The 19,693-nt window shown below is 67.3% G+C and carries 19 protein-coding genes; 9 read left to right on the top strand and 10 right to left on the bottom strand.

Annotated features, from left to right (window positions below; translation table 11 throughout):
* Positions 1-41: 41 nt before the first annotated feature.
* Entirely contained in the window at positions 42-1,304 is a 1,263-nt protein-coding gene (locus tag ACZYZ9_RS22305; RefSeq protein WP_463828506.1) for a M18 family aminopeptidase, read from the bottom strand.
* Positions 1,305-1,365: 61 nt separating this feature from the next.
* On the opposite strand from ACZYZ9_RS22305, the gene ACZYZ9_RS22300 reads away from it, so the two are divergent.
* From ACZYZ9_RS22300 to ACZYZ9_RS22285, 4 genes are all read left to right on the top strand, one after another.
* The gene (locus tag ACZYZ9_RS22300) at positions 1,366-2,382 is read left to right on the top strand and encodes a Dyp-type peroxidase (RefSeq protein ID WP_463828456.1); all 1,017 of its coding nucleotides are present in this window, start codon (positions 1,366-1,368) and stop codon (positions 2,380-2,382) included.
* A complete protein-coding gene (locus ACZYZ9_RS22295; RefSeq protein WP_463828455.1) occupies positions 2,379-3,182 on the top strand; it encodes a family 1 encapsulin nanocompartment shell protein in 804 nt (267 codons plus the stop codon). The genes ACZYZ9_RS22300 and ACZYZ9_RS22295 overlap by 4 nt, the downstream gene beginning before the upstream one ends.
* An 80-nt stretch (positions 3,183-3,262) precedes the next feature.
* Positions 3,263-4,720: a dihydrolipoyl dehydrogenase family protein gene (locus tag ACZYZ9_RS22290; RefSeq protein ID WP_463828454.1), complete on the top strand. Its 1,458-nt coding sequence runs from the start codon at positions 3,263-3,265 to the stop codon at positions 4,718-4,720.
* A 95-nt stretch (positions 4,721-4,815) separates the two neighbouring features.
* The gene (locus tag ACZYZ9_RS22285) at positions 4,816-5,274 is read left to right on the top strand and encodes a YbjN domain-containing protein (protein ID WP_463828453.1); all 459 of its coding nucleotides are present in this window, start codon (positions 4,816-4,818) and stop codon (positions 5,272-5,274) included.
* Between the two features lie 7 nt (positions 5,275-5,281).
* On the opposite strand, the gene ACZYZ9_RS22280 is transcribed toward ACZYZ9_RS22285, so the two are convergent.
* Positions 5,282-6,373: an NAD-dependent epimerase/dehydratase family protein gene (locus ACZYZ9_RS22280; protein WP_463828452.1), complete on the bottom strand. Its 1,092-nt coding sequence runs from the start codon at positions 6,371-6,373 to the stop codon at positions 5,282-5,284.
* A gap of 156 nt (positions 6,374-6,529) precedes the next feature.
* On the opposite strand from ACZYZ9_RS22280, the gene ACZYZ9_RS22275 reads away from it, so the two are divergent.
* Positions 6,530-7,345: a lysophospholipid acyltransferase family protein gene (locus tag ACZYZ9_RS22275; RefSeq protein WP_463828451.1), complete on the top strand. Its 816-nt coding sequence runs from the start codon at positions 6,530-6,532 to the stop codon at positions 7,343-7,345.
* A 14-nt stretch (positions 7,346-7,359) separates the two neighbouring features.
* A complete protein-coding gene (locus tag ACZYZ9_RS22270) occupies positions 7,360-8,751 on the top strand; it encodes a WS/DGAT/MGAT family O-acyltransferase (protein WP_463828450.1) in 1,392 nt (463 codons plus the stop codon).
* Between the two features lie 2 nt (positions 8,752-8,753).
* On the opposite strand, the gene purQ is transcribed toward ACZYZ9_RS22270, so the two are convergent.
* The 4 genes from purQ to ACZYZ9_RS22250 all read right to left on the bottom strand — a co-directional run bounded on the left by purQ (position 8,754) and on the right by ACZYZ9_RS22250 (position 11,249).
* Positions 8,754-9,428: a phosphoribosylformylglycinamidine synthase subunit PurQ gene (gene purQ, locus ACZYZ9_RS22265; protein ID WP_463828449.1), complete on the bottom strand. Its 675-nt coding sequence runs from the start codon at positions 9,426-9,428 to the stop codon at positions 8,754-8,756.
* Entirely contained in the window at positions 9,425-9,664 is a 240-nt protein-coding gene (gene purS / locus ACZYZ9_RS22260) for a phosphoribosylformylglycinamidine synthase subunit PurS (RefSeq protein WP_463828448.1), read from the bottom strand. Before purS ends, purQ begins: the two co-directional genes overlap by 4 nt.
* A gap of 62 nt (positions 9,665-9,726) precedes the next feature.
* Positions 9,727-10,473, bottom strand: a complete 747-nt coding sequence (locus ACZYZ9_RS22255; RefSeq protein ID WP_463828447.1) for an LLM class flavin-dependent oxidoreductase — start codon at positions 10,471-10,473, stop codon at positions 9,727-9,729.
* Between the two features lie 47 nt (positions 10,474-10,520).
* Positions 10,521-11,249: an ATPase gene (locus ACZYZ9_RS22250; RefSeq protein ID WP_463828446.1), complete on the bottom strand. Its 729-nt coding sequence runs from the start codon at positions 11,247-11,249 to the stop codon at positions 10,521-10,523.
* Here ACZYZ9_RS22250 and ACZYZ9_RS22245 point away from each other — a divergent pair.
* On the top strand, positions 11,226-11,864 hold the full coding sequence (locus ACZYZ9_RS22245) for an MBL fold metallo-hydrolase (RefSeq protein ID WP_463828445.1): 639 nt from the start codon (positions 11,226-11,228) through the stop codon (positions 11,862-11,864). The two genes, ACZYZ9_RS22250 and ACZYZ9_RS22245, sit on opposite strands and share 24 nt — an antisense overlap.
* An 18-nt stretch (positions 11,865-11,882) precedes the next feature.
* On the opposite strand, the gene ACZYZ9_RS22240 is transcribed toward ACZYZ9_RS22245, so the two are convergent.
* Both ACZYZ9_RS22240 and ACZYZ9_RS22235 read right to left on the bottom strand, forming a co-directional pair.
* Complete coding sequence (locus tag ACZYZ9_RS22240) at positions 11,883-13,577, bottom strand: FAD-binding dehydrogenase (protein ID WP_463828444.1); 1,695 nt, start codon at positions 13,575-13,577, stop codon at positions 11,883-11,885.
* Positions 13,578-13,600: 23 nt separating this feature from the next.
* Complete coding sequence (locus ACZYZ9_RS22235) at positions 13,601-14,305, bottom strand: DUF2334 domain-containing protein (protein WP_463828443.1); 705 nt, start codon at positions 14,303-14,305, stop codon at positions 13,601-13,603.
* Positions 14,306-14,399: 94 nt separating this feature from the next.
* On the opposite strand from ACZYZ9_RS22235, the gene ACZYZ9_RS22230 reads away from it, so the two are divergent.
* Positions 14,400-15,998 carry a DHA2 family efflux MFS transporter permease subunit gene (locus ACZYZ9_RS22230; RefSeq protein WP_463828442.1) on the top strand — a complete coding sequence of 533 codons (1,599 nt, stop codon included), beginning with the start codon at positions 14,400-14,402 and terminating at the stop codon, positions 15,996-15,998.
* On the opposite strand, the gene ACZYZ9_RS22225 is transcribed toward ACZYZ9_RS22230, so the two are convergent.
* Together ACZYZ9_RS22225 and ACZYZ9_RS22220 are read right to left on the bottom strand one after the other, a co-directional pair.
* Positions 15,967-18,090, bottom strand: a complete 2,124-nt coding sequence (locus ACZYZ9_RS22225; protein ID WP_463828441.1) for a S9 family peptidase — start codon at positions 18,088-18,090, stop codon at positions 15,967-15,969. The two genes, ACZYZ9_RS22230 and ACZYZ9_RS22225, sit on opposite strands and share 32 nt — an antisense overlap.
* The gene (locus tag ACZYZ9_RS22220) at positions 18,087-18,980 is read right to left on the bottom strand and encodes a phosphoribosylaminoimidazolesuccinocarboxamide synthase (protein ID WP_463828440.1); all 894 of its coding nucleotides are present in this window, start codon (positions 18,978-18,980) and stop codon (positions 18,087-18,089) included. Before ACZYZ9_RS22220 ends, ACZYZ9_RS22225 begins: the two co-directional genes overlap by 4 nt.
* A gap of 95 nt (positions 18,981-19,075) precedes the next feature.
* Between ACZYZ9_RS22220 and ACZYZ9_RS22215 the strand changes: the two genes are divergently transcribed.
* Positions 19,076-19,693 carry a hypothetical protein gene (locus ACZYZ9_RS22215; RefSeq protein ID WP_463828439.1) on the top strand — a complete coding sequence of 206 codons (618 nt, stop codon included), beginning with the start codon at positions 19,076-19,078 and terminating at the stop codon, positions 19,691-19,693.

The following is a 19,693-nucleotide window of genomic DNA, read 5'->3' as shown; positions in this document are numbered from 1 at the left end:
AAACGGGGCTGACTTGATGGCGAAGCGTCAGCTCAGCGTGCTCAGCGCGGCGAGAGAAACGCGTGCAGGGCAGCCGCGTACGTCTCGACGTCGTGCGCGCCCATCAGTTCGCGCGCCGAGTGCATGGCGAGCTGCGGGGCCCCGACGTCGACGGTCGGGATACCGGTGCGGGCTGCCGTCATCGGCCCGATCGTCGAGCCGCACGGCAGGTCCGCCCGATGCTCGTAGCGCTGCAACGGAACTCCGGCCTGCCGGCAGGCCATCGCGAAGGCGGCGGCGGTGCGTCCGTCGGTGGCGTAACGCAGATTGGGGTGCACCTTGAGTACCGGTCCCGCGTTGACCCCGATCAGGTGGCCCGGCTCGTGTCGCTCCGGATAGTTGGGGTGCGTCGCGTGCGCCATATCCGCCGACGCCAGCAGCGAGGCGGGCAGCGTCCGCAGATAGTCTTCCCGACTTCCCCCGGCTGCCAGCACGATGCGTTCCAGCACGGTGATCAGCAGGTTGGACTGGGCGCCGTGATCCGACGTCGAGCCGACCTCCTCGTGATCGAACAACACCAGCACCGGCACCACATCGCTGGGCTCGGCGGCCAGCAACGCCTCCAGACCCGCATAGCAGCTGGCCTGATTGTCCAGCCGCGGCGCGCTCAGCAGGCTCGAATCCGCCCCGATCACCGCCGACGGGGTCAGATCGTGCGTCATCAGGTCGGCGGCCAGCACATCGACGGCGGCGATCCCGGCTTGTTGCGCAACGAATTCAACGAACCCGCCCGGCGGTACCTCGTCGGCTACCCCCCACACCGCGTTGAGGTGTCGCTGCGGATCCAGCGTCAGCGACTTGCGGTCGTCGGCCAGATGGATGGCCAGCTGCGGCACCCGCAGCACCGGTTCGTCGATCCGCACCAGCCGGTGCCCGACTCCGGTGCCGTCCCGCACCGACAGGCGTCCGCTGACGCCCAGATCCCGGTCCAGCCAGGAGTTCAGCCACGCGCCGCCGTAGGGCTGCAGTGCCACCACCTGCCAGCCGGCGACCACCCGGTCGGGGTGTTGCTTGACCCTCAGGTTGGGGCTGTCGGTGTGCGCGCCGACGATGCGGAACGCGGTCACGGACTCCCCAGCACGCCAGGCCACCAGCGATCCGGCGCGCACGGTGAAGTACCGGCCGGGTTGCGCCGGCCAGCGATCGGTTTCGTCGAGTTCGGTGTAGCCGGCTGCGAGCAACCGCGCAGCCGTCGTGGCGCAGACGTGAAAGGGCGAGGGAGAAGCGTCGATGAACTGGCCGAGACCTGCTGCGGTTGCCGACATGCCGGACATGTCCACCATCTTCGCTGTTCGGAACGCCACTGATGACGATAGGGTCAGCAGAGTGCCGCCGGTACAGCCCCAACCCGTTCTAGCACCGCTGACGCCCGCCGCGATCTTCCTCGTCGCGACCATCGACGATGGCGGCGAAGCGACGGTGCACGACGCGCTGCCCGACATCTCCGGGCTGGTCCGCGCGATCGGATTCCGCGACCCGGCCAAGCACCTGTCGGTGATCACCTCGATCGGCTCCCAGGCCTGGGACCGGTTGTTCGCCGGGCCACGGCCGGCGCAGCTGCATCCGTTCGTGGCGCTGGACGGACCGCGCCACCACGCCCCCTCGACACCGGGCGACCTGCTGTTCCACATCCGCGCCGAAAGCCTCGACGTGTGCTTCGAGCTCGCCGGGCGCATCCTCAAGGCGATGGCAGGTGCGGTGACCGTCGTTGACGAGGTGCACGGCTTCCGATTCTTCGACAACCGCGACCTGCTCGGCTTCGTGGACGGCACCGAGAATCCCGACGGACCGATTGCCCGCAGCGCCACGGCGATTGGCGACGAGGATCCCGTCTTCGCGGGCTCGTGTTACGTGCACGTGCAGAAGTACGTGCACGACATGACGTCGTGGGAGTCATTGTCGGTCACCGAGCAGGAGCTGGTGATCGGGCGCACCAAGCTGGAAGACATCGAACTGGCCGACGAGGTCAAACCGAGAAACTCGCACATCGCGCTCAACGTGATCACCGACGACAGCGGAACCGAACTCAAGATCGTCCGGCACAACATGCCGTTCGGGGAGGTCGGCAAGGGCGAATACGGCACCTACTTCATCGGTTACTCCCGCGCCCCCGCGGTGACCGAAAGGCTGTTGCGCAACATGTTTCTCGGCGACCCGCCGGGCAATACCGATCGCATTCTGGACTTCTCCACCGCGGTCACCGGGGGATTGTTCTTCTCCCCCACGGTCGATTTCCTCGACGACCCGCCGCCCTTGCCCGAACCCGGCGCCGACGCGCCGCCGGCCCCGGCGCGCCAGGACGGTTCACTTTCGATCGGCAGCCTGAAAGGACACTCCGGATGAACAATCTCTACCGCGATCTGGCACCCGTCACCGAAGTCGCCTGGGCGGACATCGAATTGGAGGCCACCCGCACCTTCAAGCGGCATATCGCCGGCCGCAGGGTGGTCGACGTCAGCGAGCCCGGCGGCCCGGTGACCGCCTCGGTCAGCACCGGCCGGCTGATCGACCTGGCGTCGCCCGCCGACGGGGTGATCGCCCATCTTCGCGACAGCAGACCGCTGGTACGGCTGCGCGTGCCATTCACCTTGTCCCGCAACGAGATCGACGATGTCGAGCGCGGATCCAACGACCCCGACTGGGAGCCGGTCAAGGCGGCCGCCAAGAAGCTCGCCTTCGTGGAGGACCGTGGCATCTTCGAGGGCTACGCGCCGGCCTCGATCGACGGCATCCGCAAGTCCAGCTCCAATCCGCCCCTGACCCTGCCCGACGACCCCCGCGACATTCCCGATGTGATCACGCAGGCTCTGACGTCGTTGCGGCTGGCCGGCGTGGACGGACCGTACTCGGTGCTGCTGTCGGCCGACACCTACACCCAGGTCAGCGAGACCACCGCCGGTGGCTATCCGATCCTCGAACACCTGAACCGCCTGGTCGACGGCGACATCATCTGGGCGCCGGCCATCGACGGCGCGTTCGTGCTGACCACCCGGGGCGGCGACTTCGACCTGCAACTGGGAACCGACGTGTCGATCGGCTACCTGCGCCACGACGCCGACACCGTGCAGCTCTACCTGCAGGAGACACTCACCTTCCTGTGCTACACCGCTGAGGCGTCGGTGGCGTTGAGTCCGCCGGCGTAGCGCGGCGCGCGATGGTCAGCGGGCTGCTGCGGCCCGAGTAGCTTCGTTGGCAGAACCGAGCCGAAAGGATTGTTTGAACCATGCCGGAAGAGCAGCAGGAATGCGACGTCGTGGTGCTCGGCGCGGGTCCGGTCGGGCAGAACGTCGCAGACCGGGCGCGCGCTGCGGGCCTGAGCGTCATCGTCGTCGAGCGCGAACTCGTCGGCGGCGAGTGCTCCTACTGGGCTTGCGTGCCGAGCAAGGCACTGTTGCGTCCGGTCATCGCCGTCGCCGAGGCCCGCCGCGTCGACGGTGCCCGTCAGGCGATCATCGGTCCGATCCACCCGGGTGGCGTCTTCGCCCGCCGCGATCGGTACGTCAGCGACTGGGACGACAGCGGCCAGGTCGACTGGGTGAACGGCATCGGCGCCACCCTGATCCGCGGACACGGACGGTTGGACGGGCCCCGGCGGGTCGTGGTCACCACCCCGGGCGGTGCCGAGATGGTGCTGACCGTGCGGCATGCCGTCGTCGTGTGCACCGGCACCCGCCCCGCCCTGCCCGACCTGCCCGGCCTCTACGACGCCCGGCCCTGGACCAACCGCGAAGCCACCGACAGCAGCGACGTGCCCAATCGGCTGGCCGTCGTCGGAGGCGGCGGTGTCGGCGTTGAAATGGCAACGGCCTGGCAGGGATTGGGCTCAAAGGTGACCCTGTTGGCCCGCGGATCGCAATTGCTGCCGCGGATGGAGTCCTTCGTGGGGGAACTCGTCGGCCGCGGACTCACCGACGCGGGAGTCGACGTGCGCCTGGGCGTCTCGGTGCAGGAACTGAGCCGGGCTTACCCGTACTGCCCGGTATCGCTGGCATTGAGCGACGGCACCGGCCTCGAGGTCGACGAGATCCTGTTCGCCACCGGCCGCAAACCCCTCACTGACCACATCGGTTTGGAAACTGTGGGGCTCACCCCCGGCAGTTGGCTGGAGGTCGACGACACGTGCCGGGTCAAGGCGGTCGAGGACGGCTGGCTCTACGCCGCCGGCGACGTCAACCACCGCGCACTGCTGACCCATCAGGGCAAGTACCAGGCGCGAATCGCCGGCGCCGCCATCGGTGCCCGCGCCGCCGGTCGAGCGCTGGACACCGAGCCGTGGGGCGCACACGCCACCACCGCGGATCATCACGCGGTGCCGCAGGCGTTCTTCACCGACCCCGAAGTCGCCGCGGTGGGCCTGACCGCCGAGCAGGCCGCGCAGGCCGGTCACCGCACCAAAGTCATCGATATCGAGATCGGCGACGTCGTCACCGGCGCCAAGCTTTTCGCCGACGGGTACGCCGGGCGGGCACGCATGGTGGTCGACGTCGACAGCCGTCATGTGCTCGGGGTGACTCTCGTCGGCCCGGGCGTGACCGAACTGCTGCACGCGGCGACCATCGCCGTGGCCGGCGAGGTATCGATCGATCGGCTGTGGCACGCGGTGCCCTGTTTCCCGACCATCAGCGAGCTGTGGCTGCGACTACTCGAGGCGTACCGGGATTCGTTTTTCGTCGTTGTCTGACGGCACCGTCGCTCAGCCGATTCTCAACTGTTTCTTCAGTTTTCCTGTCTCTGGAACCAGGACCCGCATAGTCACCTGCCGGAGCATGGAGAACTATGACTGAGCCGCTGACCGCCGACCTGATCGAGCGCTACCTGCGCACCCGCGGACGGCGGTATTTCCGCGGCCGCCACGATGCCGAATTCTTCTTCGTCCTGAACGCCGAGCGCCGCCTGCATGTGCACCTCGAAATCCCGACGCTGCACCCGGATGTCGTCACCGTGCGCATCACGCCTGCGTGTTTCTATCCCAGCACCGAACACGAGCGCCTGGTGCACGTCGCCGACACGTGGAACGAGCAGAACCGCGACGTCACCGCGACGGTGCACGGATCGTCAGATCCGCGGCGCGTCGGCGTCACCGCAGAACAGTCACGATGGATCGGCGAACGGGTCGGTTTCGACGACTTCGCCGCGTACGTCGACCGCGCGCTGACCGCGGCGGTCGATCTCTTCAGCAGGTTGAACCCCGTCGCCGAGCTGCCCTCGGCACCGTTGCTGCGCGCGGCGGGCTGAGTAGCGGCTACCCGATCCGGCCGGCAAGCACCCGGTCCGGCCGTGGCTCGCCCAGCTTCCTACGGAAAGCACCCCACGGATCCGCGTAGCGGCCGGGCGCGTCCCGGTAGGCTGCGCGGCGCTTGAGCACCAGTCGCGCCAGCGGAGCCACCAACTGCATCGGGTACCGCCGCCACCCTGCGGCAGCACGCATCTCGGCCAGGATGTCCGGCCAACTGTGCTGCTGAAAAGCCAGCACCTGCTGGGCATGCGTGGTGTCCATCCAGTCCGTGACGAACCAGTCCTCGTCGCTCGCGGGATCACCGGGCCGGCCGCCGGGCAGCACATCCTTCAGACCGCGGGTGGCCGCCAGCGCAGCGCCGACCTCGCCTTGGCGCAACCGGTGCGTTTCGTCGCCGGCGACCGGCAGAATCTGACCGACCACGTCCTCCCGCGCAGCGATGGTCGCCGCGGCGAACGCAGCCGCTACGTCACGGACATCCACGCTGTGCATCCGCCCGTCGGTCGGCAGCGCGCTCTCGAAGAACAGCGCATCGAAGGTGAAAGGCATCGCACCCGGGTCTGCGCTCATGACGCCGCCGAGGCGCAGGATCACCCAGTCCAGGCTGGACAGCCGAACGTGCTGCTCCGCCTCGGCTTTGTGGGCTCCGTACAGATCCGACGGCGCGACCGGGCTGTCGGCACTGAGCAACTCGGTATGCCGGTGCGGGTTGCGGGCACCGTGCACGGCGTTGCTCGATGCCTGCACGAACCGCGGTGGTCGGGCGCACGCTTCGGCGGCCCGCAATAATGCCACCGTGGCGTCGACGTTGACCCGGCGCGCCAGGTCCGGGATGCCGTAGATCACCGGCGGGATCACCGCGGCCAGGTGGATGATCACGGTCGGTTCGACCTGTGCGACCAGCATGGCGACGGCGTCCGGATCGGTCAGGTCTGCCCAGCGCGCTGCCACGCCGGCCGGCAGTTGTGCGGCCGCCCTGCGGTGCGGCTTCGTGCCGAGGTCGGTGGCGACTACCTGATGCCCGTCGGCGGCCAGCCGCCGCACGGTCTGCGCACCGACCAACCCGAATCCACCTGTAACCAGAACTTTTTCGGACATTCTCGCTCCCTGCACTTGCGATGTGTGCGGTATGCCACAACCGCACGATAATGACATTCTCTTAAAATGAGAGTAGCATATCCTCTACGGATGTAGAGAGCGCTCACTTCAGGAATCCCCAGCGCAGGCGGGGTCCTAAACGCAATCGGAGAAGCCATGACGGGTGATGTCAGTAACAGCAGCGACGACCGCGAGATCGCCAAGTGGGACCCCGCGTTCACCAAACAGGTCATCGACACCGTCGCACCCGTCATCAAGCGGTGGCATCGCGCCGAAGTGCGCCACATGGACAACGTGCCCGCGGTCGGCGGCGCGCTGGTGGTGTCCAACCACTCGGGGGGCATGTTCACCCCGGATGTGTTCATCTTCTCGCCGCAGTATTACGACACCTTCGGTTACGACCGGCCGGTCTACACCCTGGGGCACAACGCGCTGTTCATGGGGCCGATGGACGGCTGGTTGCGGCGCCTCGGCGTCATCGAGGCGAGCCGGGAGAACGCCGCGGCCGCCCTGCACTCCGGCGCGGTGGTGTTGGTCTTCCCCGGCGGTGACTACGACTCCTACCGGCCCACCTTCGAGGCCAACTCTGTGGACTTCAACGGGCGCACCGGCTACGTCCGGACCGCCGTCGAAGCCGGGGTTCCGATCGTGCCGACGGTGTCGATCGGCGCGCAGGAAACACAGTTGTTCCTCACCCGCGGCAATTGGCTGGCCCGCCGACTCGGCCTCAATAAGCTGCGGTCGGATATTTTGCCGGTCAGCTTCGGCTTTCCCTTCGGCTTCAGCGTCTTCTTCCCGCCCAACCTCCCGATGCCGGCCAAGGTCGTCACCGAGGTGCTCGAACCCATCGACGTCGTCGCCCAGTTCGGTGCGGATCCCGACGTGGCCGAGGTCGACGCCCATGTCCGCGCGGTGATGCAGACCGCGCTCGACCGCCTGGCCGGCGAGCGCCGACTGCCCATCGTCGGCTGAGAACGGGGTGTCAGATGAAACGACTCAACGGGATGGACGCGATGCTGCTCTACAGCGAGACGCCCAACCTGCACACCCACACCCTGAAGGTCACCGTCGTCGACGCATCGACATTCGATGGCGAGTTCGGCTTCGAGGTATTCCGCAAGCACCTGCAAGCCAGATTGCACCTGCTGGAGCCGTTGCGATACCGCTTGGTCGAGATTCCCTGGCGTTTGAATCACCCGGTGTGGCAGCAGAATTGCGCGGTCGACCTGGACTACCACCTACGACGCGTGCAGGTTCCGGCGCCGGGCGGGCGCCGCGAACTGGATCAGCTGATCGGCGAGATCGCCTCCACACCGCTGGACCGCAGTCGCCCGCTGTGGGAGTTCCATTTCGCCGAGGGCCTGGCCGGGGGCCGTTTCGCGGTGATCGGCAAAGTGCACCACTCGCTGGCCGACGGTGTCGCATCGGCGAACCTGTTGGCCCGGGCCATGGATCTCGTCGACATGACCGTCGCGCCGATTCAGAACGACAGCGCCACAGCGACTTCCGCGGACCTGCTGCGTGCGGCCGCACGTGACCACGTGCGGCAACTGGCCGCGCTGCCCGGATTGATCCGGGACGCCGTCTCGGGCACGGTCCGGATGCGTCGTCGCGCACGGGAACGCGGCAGCCACCCCGATCTGGCCGACACGTTCGACGCTCCACCGACCTTCCTCAACCACGTGGTGTCACCACAGCGCCGCTTCGCCAGCGCCGCACTGCCTTTGGCTGACGTGAAAGCGACCGCCGCCGAACTGGGCGTCAAGATGAACGACCTGATCCTGGCCATGGCCGCCGGAGGTCTGCGGACCCTGCTGCTCGACTACGACGGCAGCGCGGACCGCCCGATCATCGCGTCGGTCCCCACTGCCACCGACAAGTCCGACCGGATCAGTGGCAACGAGATCAGCGGCCTGTCGGTGTCGCTGCCGGTGCACGTCGCCGATCCACTCGAGCGGGTGCGGCTGGTAGCACGGGCGTCCAGGTACGCCAAGGAGGACCACGAGATACTCGGCTCCCGGCTCTACGGCCGGCTGATGAACTACCTGCCGGCCGCGATCGCCCCGGCGATGTTCCGCTGGCTGGGTCGACGCGAGGGCCACAACAAGATCATGAATGTTGCTGTCTCCAGCGTCATGGGACCGCGACAGCGGGGTCACTTCGGCGGTGCGCCGGTCAGCGAGATCTACTCCACGGGCGTGCTGTCGCCGGGCGCACCGGTCAACATCACCGTGTGGAGCTACGCGGACCAACTGGGAATCGCGGTGCTGACCGACGACCAGACCTTCGCCGACGTGCATGACGCGACTGCTGCGATCACCGCTGAATTCGACGAATTGCGTCGTGCCGCAGCACCTTACGCGGTCTTGTCGGCCTGATATCAGGCGGCCAGCACCGAATCCAGCGCTGAATAGAACAATCCGAGGCCATCGTCGGAGGGGCCGGTGAGCGCTTCGATGGCATGTTCGGGATGCGGCATCAACCCGACCACGCGGCCGTTGGCTGAACTGATGCCGGCGATGTCGTTGAGCGAGCCGTTGAGGTTGTCGCGGTAGCGGAACACCACCCGCCCGTCGCCCTCGAGTTCTTCGATGGTTTCCCGCGGTGCCACGTATCGGCCCTCGCCGGACTTCAGCGGAATCAGCAGGTCCGCGTCGCTCTCGAAACGCGACGTCCAGGCCGTCGACGTCGACGCCACCCGCAACCACACGTCGCGACAGATGAAGTGCAGGCCGGCGTTTCGGGTCAACGCACCCGGCAACAGACCAGCCTCGCAGAGCACCTGGAAGCCGTTGCAGATGCCCAGCACCGGCATGCCGCGACCGGCCGCCGCCACCACTTCGCCCATCACCGGGGCGAACCTGGCGATCGCACCCGCCCGCAGGTAGTCGCCGTAGGAGAAGCCGCCGGGCACCACCACGGCATCGACCGCCTTGAGGTCGACGTCGGCGTGCCAGAGGCTGATCGCCTCCGCGCCGACCTTCCGTGCCGCCCGCGCGGCATCCACGTCGTCGAGGGTGCCGGGAAAGGTGATCACTCCGATCCGGGCCGTCACTGCGGGTCCCGACTTATCGTCCACTCCTCGATCACGGTGTTGGCCAGCAGTGACTCCGCGATGTCGGCGAGCACCGAGTCGTCGACAGTGTCGTCGACCTCCAACTCGAACCGCTTGCCCTGACGCACATCTGAGATCCCCGGATGACCCAGCCTGCCCAGGGCACCGACAATGGCCTGGCCCTGCGGGTCGAGAATCTCCGCTTTGGGCATCACATGCACGACCACCCGGGCCACCGCGCTCCTCCTCAGCTCAGATCGCTCCGCCCGCGACTCTACCGGCGATGGACCAGGTGTGATCACCCGACCAAAATCAGCCCGTGGCCGCCCAGGTCGCTGATCCGGTGCTGCACCGCACCGTGCGGGTCGAGCGCGGCATCGGACAGCGCCGTCCAGGCGTTGAGCACCAGCGGGGTCCCGGCCCGGGCGGATCGGGCGCGGGCGGCCCGGGCCGCCTGGAAGAACTCACCGATGCGGGGATGGTCCAGACGCACATTGACGGCGTCGCAGCGGTCACCGCCGATCTCGGCCAGGGCGACGCTGTTGACGCCGAGCAACACCGGTGGCCTGGGCAACGGAAAGCCGGCCCACGCGGCCGCCCTGGCGGGGTCCCACTGGCTGTCGCACAGGTCGAGCACGTCGACCAGGTGCCGGTGCCGCGCCCGCAGGGAGTCGGCCAGGGTGATATCGACCAGCCGCTGCTCGCGCGACCACGGACTGTCCGGTGCGCCGCCGGCGCCGAGACCGAACACGAACCGCCCGCCGCTGATCTCCTGCGCCGAGGCGGCGGCGGCAACCGTCACCCCGGCGGGCCGATTGGCCGCGTTCACCACCAGGGTGCCGATCCGGATCGTGGAGGTGGCTGCGGCCAGCGCCCCGACCAGGGTGAAGCACTCCAGCATTCGGCTGCCGGACAACATCGCACCGGAGAGGTGGTCGAACACGTACGCGGTACCGAAGCCCTCCGCCTCTGCGCGCAGCACCTTCTCCCGTAGCTCCGGCCACGGATGCAGAGCCGCGCTGTAGAGGACATCGAGGGTGACCATCCGCCGAACCTACCGCAAATACGCAGTGCCAGAGCGAATTTCGTCCGTCACGGGCAGGAGCCGAGGTACGCATCGCACAGCGGAGCGGTGAGGGCGTCCAGGACCCCGGCGTCGGAGATCACCGGCCAGGGCACCTGGTCAGACCCCGACGACCACAGCGTCAGTTCACTGACCGTGCTGCTCGCGACATGTGCGACCAGGTAGGTGTGCACGATGACCGGTCCGCTGATGACGGCGGCCATCCGGGTCGGTTCCTCGTCGGTGACCGACGGCGACTGCGCGGGCGCACCGAGCTGACAGGCGCGCAGTGCTGCGAGCGCAGTGCTGAACACCGCTGCGGCATTCGCGCCCCCGCGTGCGGTGTCGCCGCGCCAGTGCAGGATCAGCGCCTGCAGCTGCCAGTGGTCCCGGGTGACCAGCGCGCGGGCCGCCACGGCGGAATTGCGGGGGTCCTGCGGCAGGGCCGCGGTGCCACAGACCTGCTCGAACCGGAACTGGGGCGTGGCAGGCCCGCCGGTCAGGGGCACCGCCACCGCTGCCAACGACGGCCACCGGTACACGCCGTGCAGCGGCACCGATTCGCGTTGGATCCACGCGGTCCCCGGGATCTGATCGCAGATCGGCGGACAGGTTTCCGGTTCGGCGTTCGCCGCCGGCACCGCGACCAGTGCGATCACCAGGCAACCGGCGACCATCATCGTCGCCACCAACATCCTCAACTGCACGGCCCCCATCAGGGCACAATCGTAAGCATGCAACTGACGCATTTCGGGCATTCCTGCCTGCTCGCCGAGTTCGGGGACACCAAGGTGCTTTTCGATCCCGGCACTTTCGCCCACGGTTTCGAGGGGATCACCGGCCTGGCCGCCATCGTGATCACCCACCAGCATCCCGACCACGTCGACGTCACCCGGTTGCCGGCACTGCTGCAGGGCAACCCGGCCGCCACGCTGTATGCCGACCCCCAGACCACGGCGCAGCTGGGCGAGCCGTGCCACGCCGTGCACGTGGGGGACGAACTGTCTGTCGAGCAGCTGACCATCAGAGCGGTCGGTGGCCGGCACGCCGTCATCCATCCGGAAATCCCTGTGATAGACAACATTTCGTATCTGGTGGGCGACGGTGACCATCCCGCGAGGTTGATGCATCCGGGTGACGCGTTGTTCGTACCCGACGAGCCGGTGGACGTGCTGGCCACGCCCGCCGCGGCGCCCTGGATGAAGATCTCGGAGGCCGTGGACTATTTGCGGGCCGTGAACCCCGCGCGGGCAGTGCCCATCCATCAGGGCATCGTGGCTCCCGACGCCCGCGGCATCTACTACGGCCGGCTCACCGAGATGACCAGCACCGACTTTCAGGTGCTCCGCGAAGAGGACGGCGTCACCTTCTGAGTTGCGCGGGGGTTCCGGCTAACTGATGTCCGCGGCGGCGCCGCGGCCGGCGGCCCGTCCGGAGAAGATGCAGCCACCCAGGAAGGTGCCCTCCAGGGACCGGTAGCCGTGCACACCGCCTCCACCGAAGCCGGCGACCTCACCAGCGGCGTACAACCCGGCCACTGCGCTGCCATCGGACCTCAGCACCCGCGAGTCCAGGTCGGTTTCAATGCCCCCCAACGTCTTTCGGGTGAGGATGTGCAGCTTGACCGCGATCAGCGGTCCGGCCTTGGGATCGACCAGCCGGTGCGGCGCCACCACCCGGCCCAGCCGGTCGCCCAGGTAGGTACGGGCCGCGCGGATCGCGGTGATCTGCCCGTCCTTGGTGAACTTGTTGGCCACCTCGCGATCCCGCGAGGTGACCGCGGCGTGGACCGTCTCGTAGTCCAGCGGTTGCACGTCGGGCAACGCGTTCATGGCGTCCACCAGCTCCGCCAACGAGTCAGCGGTGACGAAATCCACTCCTTGGTCGACGAATGCCTGCACCGGACCGGGCGGCCCGGATCGGGTCCGCGACCGCAACAGTTGGCGGACACTCTGACCGGTCAGGTCGGGGTTCTGCTCCTGACCCGAAAGGGCGAACTCTTTCTCGATGATCTTGGCGTTCAACACAAACCACGTGTAGTCGTAGCCGGTCTGGGCGATGTGCTCCAAGGTGCCCAGCGTGTCGAAGCCGGGATAGAGCGGGACCGGCAACCGATTTCCCGCCCCGTCCAGCCATAACGACGACGGCCCCGGGATGATGCGGATGCCATGCCGCGGCCAGATCGGGTCATAGTTGGTGATGCCCTCGGTGTAATGCCACATCCGATCGGGGTTGATCACCCGCGCGCCGGCCTTCTGCGCGATGCCGATCATCCTGCCGTCGACGTGTGCCGGAACCCCGCTGAGCAACTGCTTGGGCGCCCGGCCCATGCGTCGCGGCCAGTTCTTGCGCACCAGATCGTGATTGCCGCCGATACCGCCACTGGTCACAATCACCGCTGAGGCACGAAATTCGAATTTTCCCACTGCTTTTCGCGATGACGGGAAGCCACGGGCTTCGTCCGACGGTTCCAGCACGGTGCCCCGGACCCCGGTCACCGCGTCACTTTCCACGATCAGCCGGTCGACCTGGTGCCGGTGCGCGAACCGCACATTCGGCCGGTTACGCAGTTGTCGCGCGAAGATCTCGACCAGCGCCGGCCCCGTCCCCCAGGTGATGTGAAAGCGCGGAACCGAATTACCGTGCCCCTGCGCGTCATAACCGCCGCGTTCGGCCCAGCCCACCAGCGGGAAGATCTTCAGGCCCCGGGTGCGCAGCCAACTGCGCTTCTCCCCCGCCGCGAAGTCGACATAGGCATGTGCCCACTGTTCTGGCCAGTAGTCCTCGGGACGATCGAACGCAGCCGTCCCCAGCCAGTCCTGCAGGGCCAGTTCAGGACTGTCGCGGATGCCCAGTCGGCGCTGTTCGGGGCTGTTGACGAAGAACAGGCCGCCGAACGACCAGAAGGCCTGCCCGCCGAGGTTGGCGCTGTTCTCCTGGTCGACGATCAATACCCGCAACCCGCGGTCCACCAGTTCGCACGCTGCGACCAGTCCGGCCAGCCCGGCTCCGACGATGATCGCGTCGGCGTTGAACCCGTCGGAACCAGGACTCGCATCGCTCATGTCGATACACGTTAGTGCCACCGGTGCGGGCGGCCCGCATCGAGCTAAGCGGCGTCCAGGACCGCCTTGTCGGCCTGCCAGCGGTACACCATCGGGGTGCACTGCTGCAGCAGAGCCAGGTCGACGGCGTCCAACATGGCCTGCCGCGGACCGGACTTGCGCAGGTGGCGAGCGGCGACGGCGATTCGGACCACCCCGCCGCGCCGGGCGACCCGGTCGGCTGACATCACCACCATCCGGCACCACCACGGCTCGGCCAGATATCCTTCGCCGATACCGAGCACCCGGGCCCGCACCGTGGTGTCCCGAACCAGATCGGTCACTCCGTAGGCGTCGGCGAGCAGTCGAAATCCGTTGCGCGGCAACGCTTTGACGACTCCGGGCGAGACCAGCCAGCCGGGTGCGGCAAACAGTCGGGTGCGCAGCCCCAGGTGCTCGAGCACCCGGTCGGCCCCCTTGAGTCGCAGGCTGGCCTCGTGGGCGTGCAGGGTCGCGAACTCGCCGCGCCGCTTCTTGGTCGCCGACTCGTCGTAGCCGTGCAGCACCAGGGCGTCGCCGTGGGCGCGCCGGTCGGTCAGCCAGTCCACGGTGCGGGGGTCGCGGTCCAGTCGGTAGCGGTCACCGAGACGCGGCGCCACCAGGAAGGACACCGGAACAGCGCGGGAATCCATCTGCGCACAGAAGTCGGCCACGTCGGCCAGGGTGTGCTCGCCAATCCCTGAGACCGAGACGATCAGTTTTCCAGACACGCAGGTAGTTTGCCGATGCCAGATGTCGAGACGGTGAAGGACACACTGACGGCAGACGTCTATCGGCCCCGTCGCCGGAGGCAGGCCGTTAGATATGCTCAGCAACGCCATGGATGAGGCATTTTCCCCACCAGTCGACCCCGCGTTGCGAACCGCCGCCGCGGGGCCGGCCCAGGTCGGGGGTTACCCCGACAAATTGGATGCGCCGACCCTGCGAACCGCCGGGGTGTGCATCCTGGCCTCGCTGATGATGGGGCTGGACAGCACCGTCGTCAGCGTCGCGCAACGCACGTTCATCGTCGAGTTCGAGTCGACCCAGGCCGTCGTCGGCTGGACCATGACCGGCTACACCCTCGCGCTGGCCACGGTGATCCCGCTGGCGGGCTGGGCGGCCGACCGGTTCGGCACCAAACGGCTGTGGATGGGGTCGGTGCTGGCGTTCATGGCGGGCTCGATGCTGTGCGCGATCGCCCCCAACATCCTGTTGCTCAATGTCTTTCGTGCGGTACAGGGCATGTGCGGTGGCATGCTCATGCCGCTGGGATTCATGATCCTCACCCGGGTGGCCGGTCCGAAGCGGCTGGGCCGGTTGATGTCGGTGCTCGGGATCCCGATGCTGCTCGGTCCGATCGGCGGCCCCATCTTGGGCGGCTGGCTGATCGGTGACTTCAGCTGGCCGTGGATCTTCCTGATCAACCTGCCGATCGGGTTGTGCGCGTTCGTCCTTGCGGCGCTGGTGTTTCCGCGGGATCAGCCGGCACCGTCTGAGACATTCGACACGGTCGGCGCCCTGCTGCTGTCCCCGGGATTGGCGAGCTTTCTCTTCGGGGTGTCCGCCATTCCCGGCCACGGCACCGTGGTTGATCGCCAGGTGTTGATACCGGCAGTGGCCGGCCTGGTGCTGATCGGGGCGTTCCTGCTGCACGCCTGGTTCCGCGCCGAGCATCCGCTGGTGGACCTGCGGCTGTTCAAGAACCCCGTGGTGACCAATGCCAATGTGACGGCATTCCTGTTCGCCATCGCGTTCTTCGGTTCGGTGTTGCTGCTCCCGAGCTATCTGCAGCAGGTGCTGCACCAGACGCCGATGCAATCCGGATTGCACCTGATCCCCCAGGGCATCGGGGCGATGCTCACCATGCCGTGGGCCGGGGTGTTCATGGACCGCAAGGGTCCCGGCAAGATGGTGCTAGTCGGCATCACGCTGATTGCGGTGGGGCTGGGCATCTTCACCTTCGGTGTCGCCCGCCAGGCCGGCTACCTGCCGCTGCTGGCGGTGGGTTTGACTATCATGGGCATGGGCACCGGCTGCACGATGATGCCGCTGTCGGGGGCGTCAGTGCAGGCCCTGGCCCCGCATCAGATCGCCCGCGGTTCCACGTTGATCAGCGTCAATCTGCAGGTGGGCGGCTCGATCGGGACGGCACTGATGTCGATGGTGCTCACCAGCCAGTTCAACCGCAGTGAAAACATCGCCGCGGCAAACGAACTCGGTCGGCTACAGGAGGAGGCGGTGCGACGCCACGCTGCGTTGGACCCGGCAGCGGTACCGCCGCGGACCCTCGACCCGAATTTCGGCACGAACCTCGTGCACGACCTTTCGCACTGTTACACAGTGGTATGGGTGATCGCGACCGCGTTGGTGCTGATCACGCTCATCCCGGCTAAGTTTCTGCCCAAGACGCCCGCTGGTTAGCGGCGGTCGTCAGCAGCCACGCATACTGGAACGCGGTTTCCTTCCACCGCTCGTAGCGGCCGCTGATACCGCCGTGGCCGGCCTTCATCTGGGTTTTCAACAGGATGGGGTTTCCGTCTGGATTGCTGTGTCGCAGCGCCGCCACCCACTTGGCCGGTTCCACGTAGTACACCCGGGTGTCGTTCAGCGAGGTCATCGCCAGGATCGCCGGGTAAGGCCGGCCGGCGACGTTCTCGTACGGCGAGTACGACTTCATGTACGCGTAGACATCGCTGTCCTGCAGGGGGTTTCCCCACTCGTCCCACTCCGTGACGGTCAGCGGCAGTGAAGGATCCAGAATGGTGGTCAGTGGGTCGACGAACGGCACCTGGGCAAGGATTCCGGCGAACAGTTCCGGCGCCATATTGGCCACCGCCCCCATCAGCAGACCACCCGCACTGCCGCCGAGTGCCACCAACTGCTGCGGGCGGGTCAGACCGGATTCCACCAGATGCTGTGCCGCCGCGATGAAGTCGGTGAAGGTGTTCTTCTTCTCCAGCAACTTGCCGTGTTCGTACCACAGCCGGCCCATCTCGCCACCGCCGCGCACGTGGGCGACGACGAAGACCATCCCGCGGTCCAGCAGCGACAACCGGGCGATGGAGAACCGCGGGTCCTCACACATCTCGTAGGCCCCGTAGCCGTAGATCAGTGCCGGAGCGGGGAATTCGATGTCGGCTCGGTGCACGATGGAGACCGGGACCCGGGTCCCGTCCTCGGCGATGGCCCAGTCGCGTCGCTCCACGTAGTCGGCCCGACGGTAGCCGCCCAGCACCGGTTGTTCTCGGAGCAGGGTCCGCTCGCCGGTGCGCAGGTCCATGTCGTAGATCCGCACCGGTGTCACGAACGACCCGGCGCCCACCCGCAGCTTGGGTGAAGCCCAGTTCGGGTTGGCGCCCAACCCCGACGCCATCAGTTCGGAGTCAAAGGTGATTTCTTCGGGATCACCATAGCCGCCGTCAGTGGCGAACGGCCACAATTGAATTCGGGGCAATGCTGCCCGTCGGTAGCTGACCACCAGGTGACCGGCGAAGGCGTCCACACCGTCCAGGCGGACGTCGTCACGGTGCGGGATCAGAGTGTGTTGCCGGGACGGATCGTCGACCGGGGCTTCCACCAGCGTGAAATTGACCGCGCCGTCGTTGTGCAGGATCAGGAACCGCTGCTCGTCACCGACCACGGCGTGCTCCACCGAGTATTCGACCCCTTCGCGGCGGGACAACACGACAGTGAACTGCGCTTCGGGGTCGGCCGCGTCGGCGTAGCGGTACTCGGACGTGACCGACGAACCTGCCGCGATCATCATGTAGGCGTCACTGCGGGTGCGTCCGACCCCCAGCCAGAACCGTTCGTCGGGTTCGTGATAGACCTGCTCGGCGGGCTGCCCCGCGCCGAGTCGGTAGCGCCACACGGTATCCGGCCGCCAGGCGTCGTCCACGGTGATGTAGTAGACGGTGCGGTTGTCGGCGGCCCAGCTCGCGCCGGCGCCGATCCCGGCGATCTCATCGGGATACAGCTCGCCGGTATTCAAGTTCTTGAACCGCAACGTATAACGTTCGTCACCGACGGTGTCGACGGAGTAAGCCAGCAGGTTCGCGTCGAGGCTGACACTGGCAGCGCCGAGCGCGAAGAAGTCGTGACCGTCGGCCGCCTCGTTCTCGTCGAGCAGCACCTGCTCACCGGGGATCTCGGTGTGTTCGTCGAACCGGGGCGGGTTCCAGTCATCGGGATCGCTTGCCGGGCAACGGCAGTGGACACCGTACTGCTTGCCCTCGAAGGTGCGGGCGTAATACCACCAGGCGCCGCGGCGGGTGGGCACCGACAGGTCGGTTTCCTTGGTCCGCGCCTTGATTTCGTCGAATATCTGGTGCCGCAATGTGTCCAAGTCAGACGTCTGTTGGTCGACGTACGCGTTCTCCGCCTCCAGATAGGCGATGACCTCGGGACTGTCCTTGTCCCGCAACCACTCGTAGGGATCGAGGAAGACGTCGCCATGGTGCTCGCGTCGGGTCTCCACCCGTTTGGCCACGGGTGGTGCCAGCCGTTCGGTCATGCGCCGGGACCGATCCAGTCGTCGAAGCTCTTACCCGAAATCCGTTCGTATGCCTCGATGTACCGGTTTCGGGTGGCGACAATGATGTCGTCCGGCAGGGGTGGCGGCGGCTCAGTGCCGTGCCGGTCCCATCCGGACTCGGCGCTGGTGAGCCAGTTGCGGACGAACTGCTTGTCGAACGCGGTCTGCACCACCCCGGGCCGGTAGTCCGCGGCCGGCCAGTACCGTGACGAATCCGGGGTGAAGATCTCGTCGGCCAGCAACAGGTTTCCGTGCGCGTCGGTGCCGAACTCGAACTTGGTGTCCGCGATGATGATTCCTCTGTTCAGGGCGTGATCGGCGGCCTGCACGTAGATCTGCAGGGTGCGATCGCGCAGTTGGTTGGCGCGTACCCCGCCGACCAATTCGATGACCCGGTCGAATGCGATGTTCTCGTCGTGATCGCCCAGTGCGGCCTTGGTCGCCGGGGTGAACAGCGGCGTGCTGAACTTGCTGGCCTCCACCAGCCCGGGCGGCAACGGGATGCCGCACACCTTTCCGGTGGCCTGATAGTCGACAAGCCCCGACCCGGTCAGGTAACCGCGGGCCACGCATTCCACCGGAAGCATCTCCAGCCGTCGCACCACCAAGGCACGGCCGAGCACCTCGTCGGGGATGCGCGGATCGTCTGGTGGCCCGGCGAGGTGGTTGGGGGCGCTCACCAGGCCGAAGAAGAACACGCTCATCGCGGTCAGGATGCGGCCTTTGTCCGGGATGGTGCTGTCCAGGATGAAGTCGTACGCCGAGATCCGGTCGCTGGCGACCAGGAGCAGATGGTCGTCGTCGACACGGTAGATCTCCCGGACTTTGCCGCTGGCCAGATGCTGATAATCGGACAATGCGGGTCGCATCGGGTCAGCCTATCGGGCAGGCCGGGCCGGGCAGACCCGCAGGAGACCCGGCAAGACGATGTCATTCTGCTGCGAGCTGTGCTGGTATCGGTGTCATGACGCGGTACTTGCCTTACTCGACCCGGCCCTTCCGTCTTTTCGGCCAACTGATGAGCGACATCACCATCTCGTTGTGGACGGTGATCTGGGTCTTCGTCGGTTTCGCCGTCCACGAGGCGATTGCCACGATCGCCGAAGCCGGGCGGCAGGTCGAAGTCGGCTCGAAGGGAGTGGCGGGCAACCTGGCGTCGGCCGGGCACAGCGCGCACAACATTCCCCTGCTGGGCGACGCGCTCGGCCAGCCCCTGAACGCGGCCAGCCAGGCGGCGATGGACATCGCCGGAGCCGGGCACGAACTGGACACCACCGCCAGTTGGCTGGCGTGGGTGCTGGCGCTGGCGGTCGCGTTGCCACCGATCCTGGCGGTGACGATGCCGTGGCTGTACCTGCGGATCCGGTTCTTCCGGCGCAAGTGGGTCGTGACCGCGCTGGCCGCCACCGCAGCCGGCCAGCAGCTGTTGGCGCTGCGCGCACTGGCCAACCGCTCACCGGCCAAGCTCGCCGCCGTCAGCGCGGATCCGGTCGGGGGGTGGCGCTACGAGGATCCCGTCGTGATCCGGGGGCTGGCCGTGCTGGAACTGCGCGCGGCGGGGGTCAGGCTCCGGATGGAATAG

Source organism: Mycobacterium sp. IDUB_28 (genome assembly GCF_055419285.1).
The sequence above is the reverse complement of the archived record's forward strand: the minus strand, read 5'-3'. Positions and strand labels throughout refer to the sequence as shown.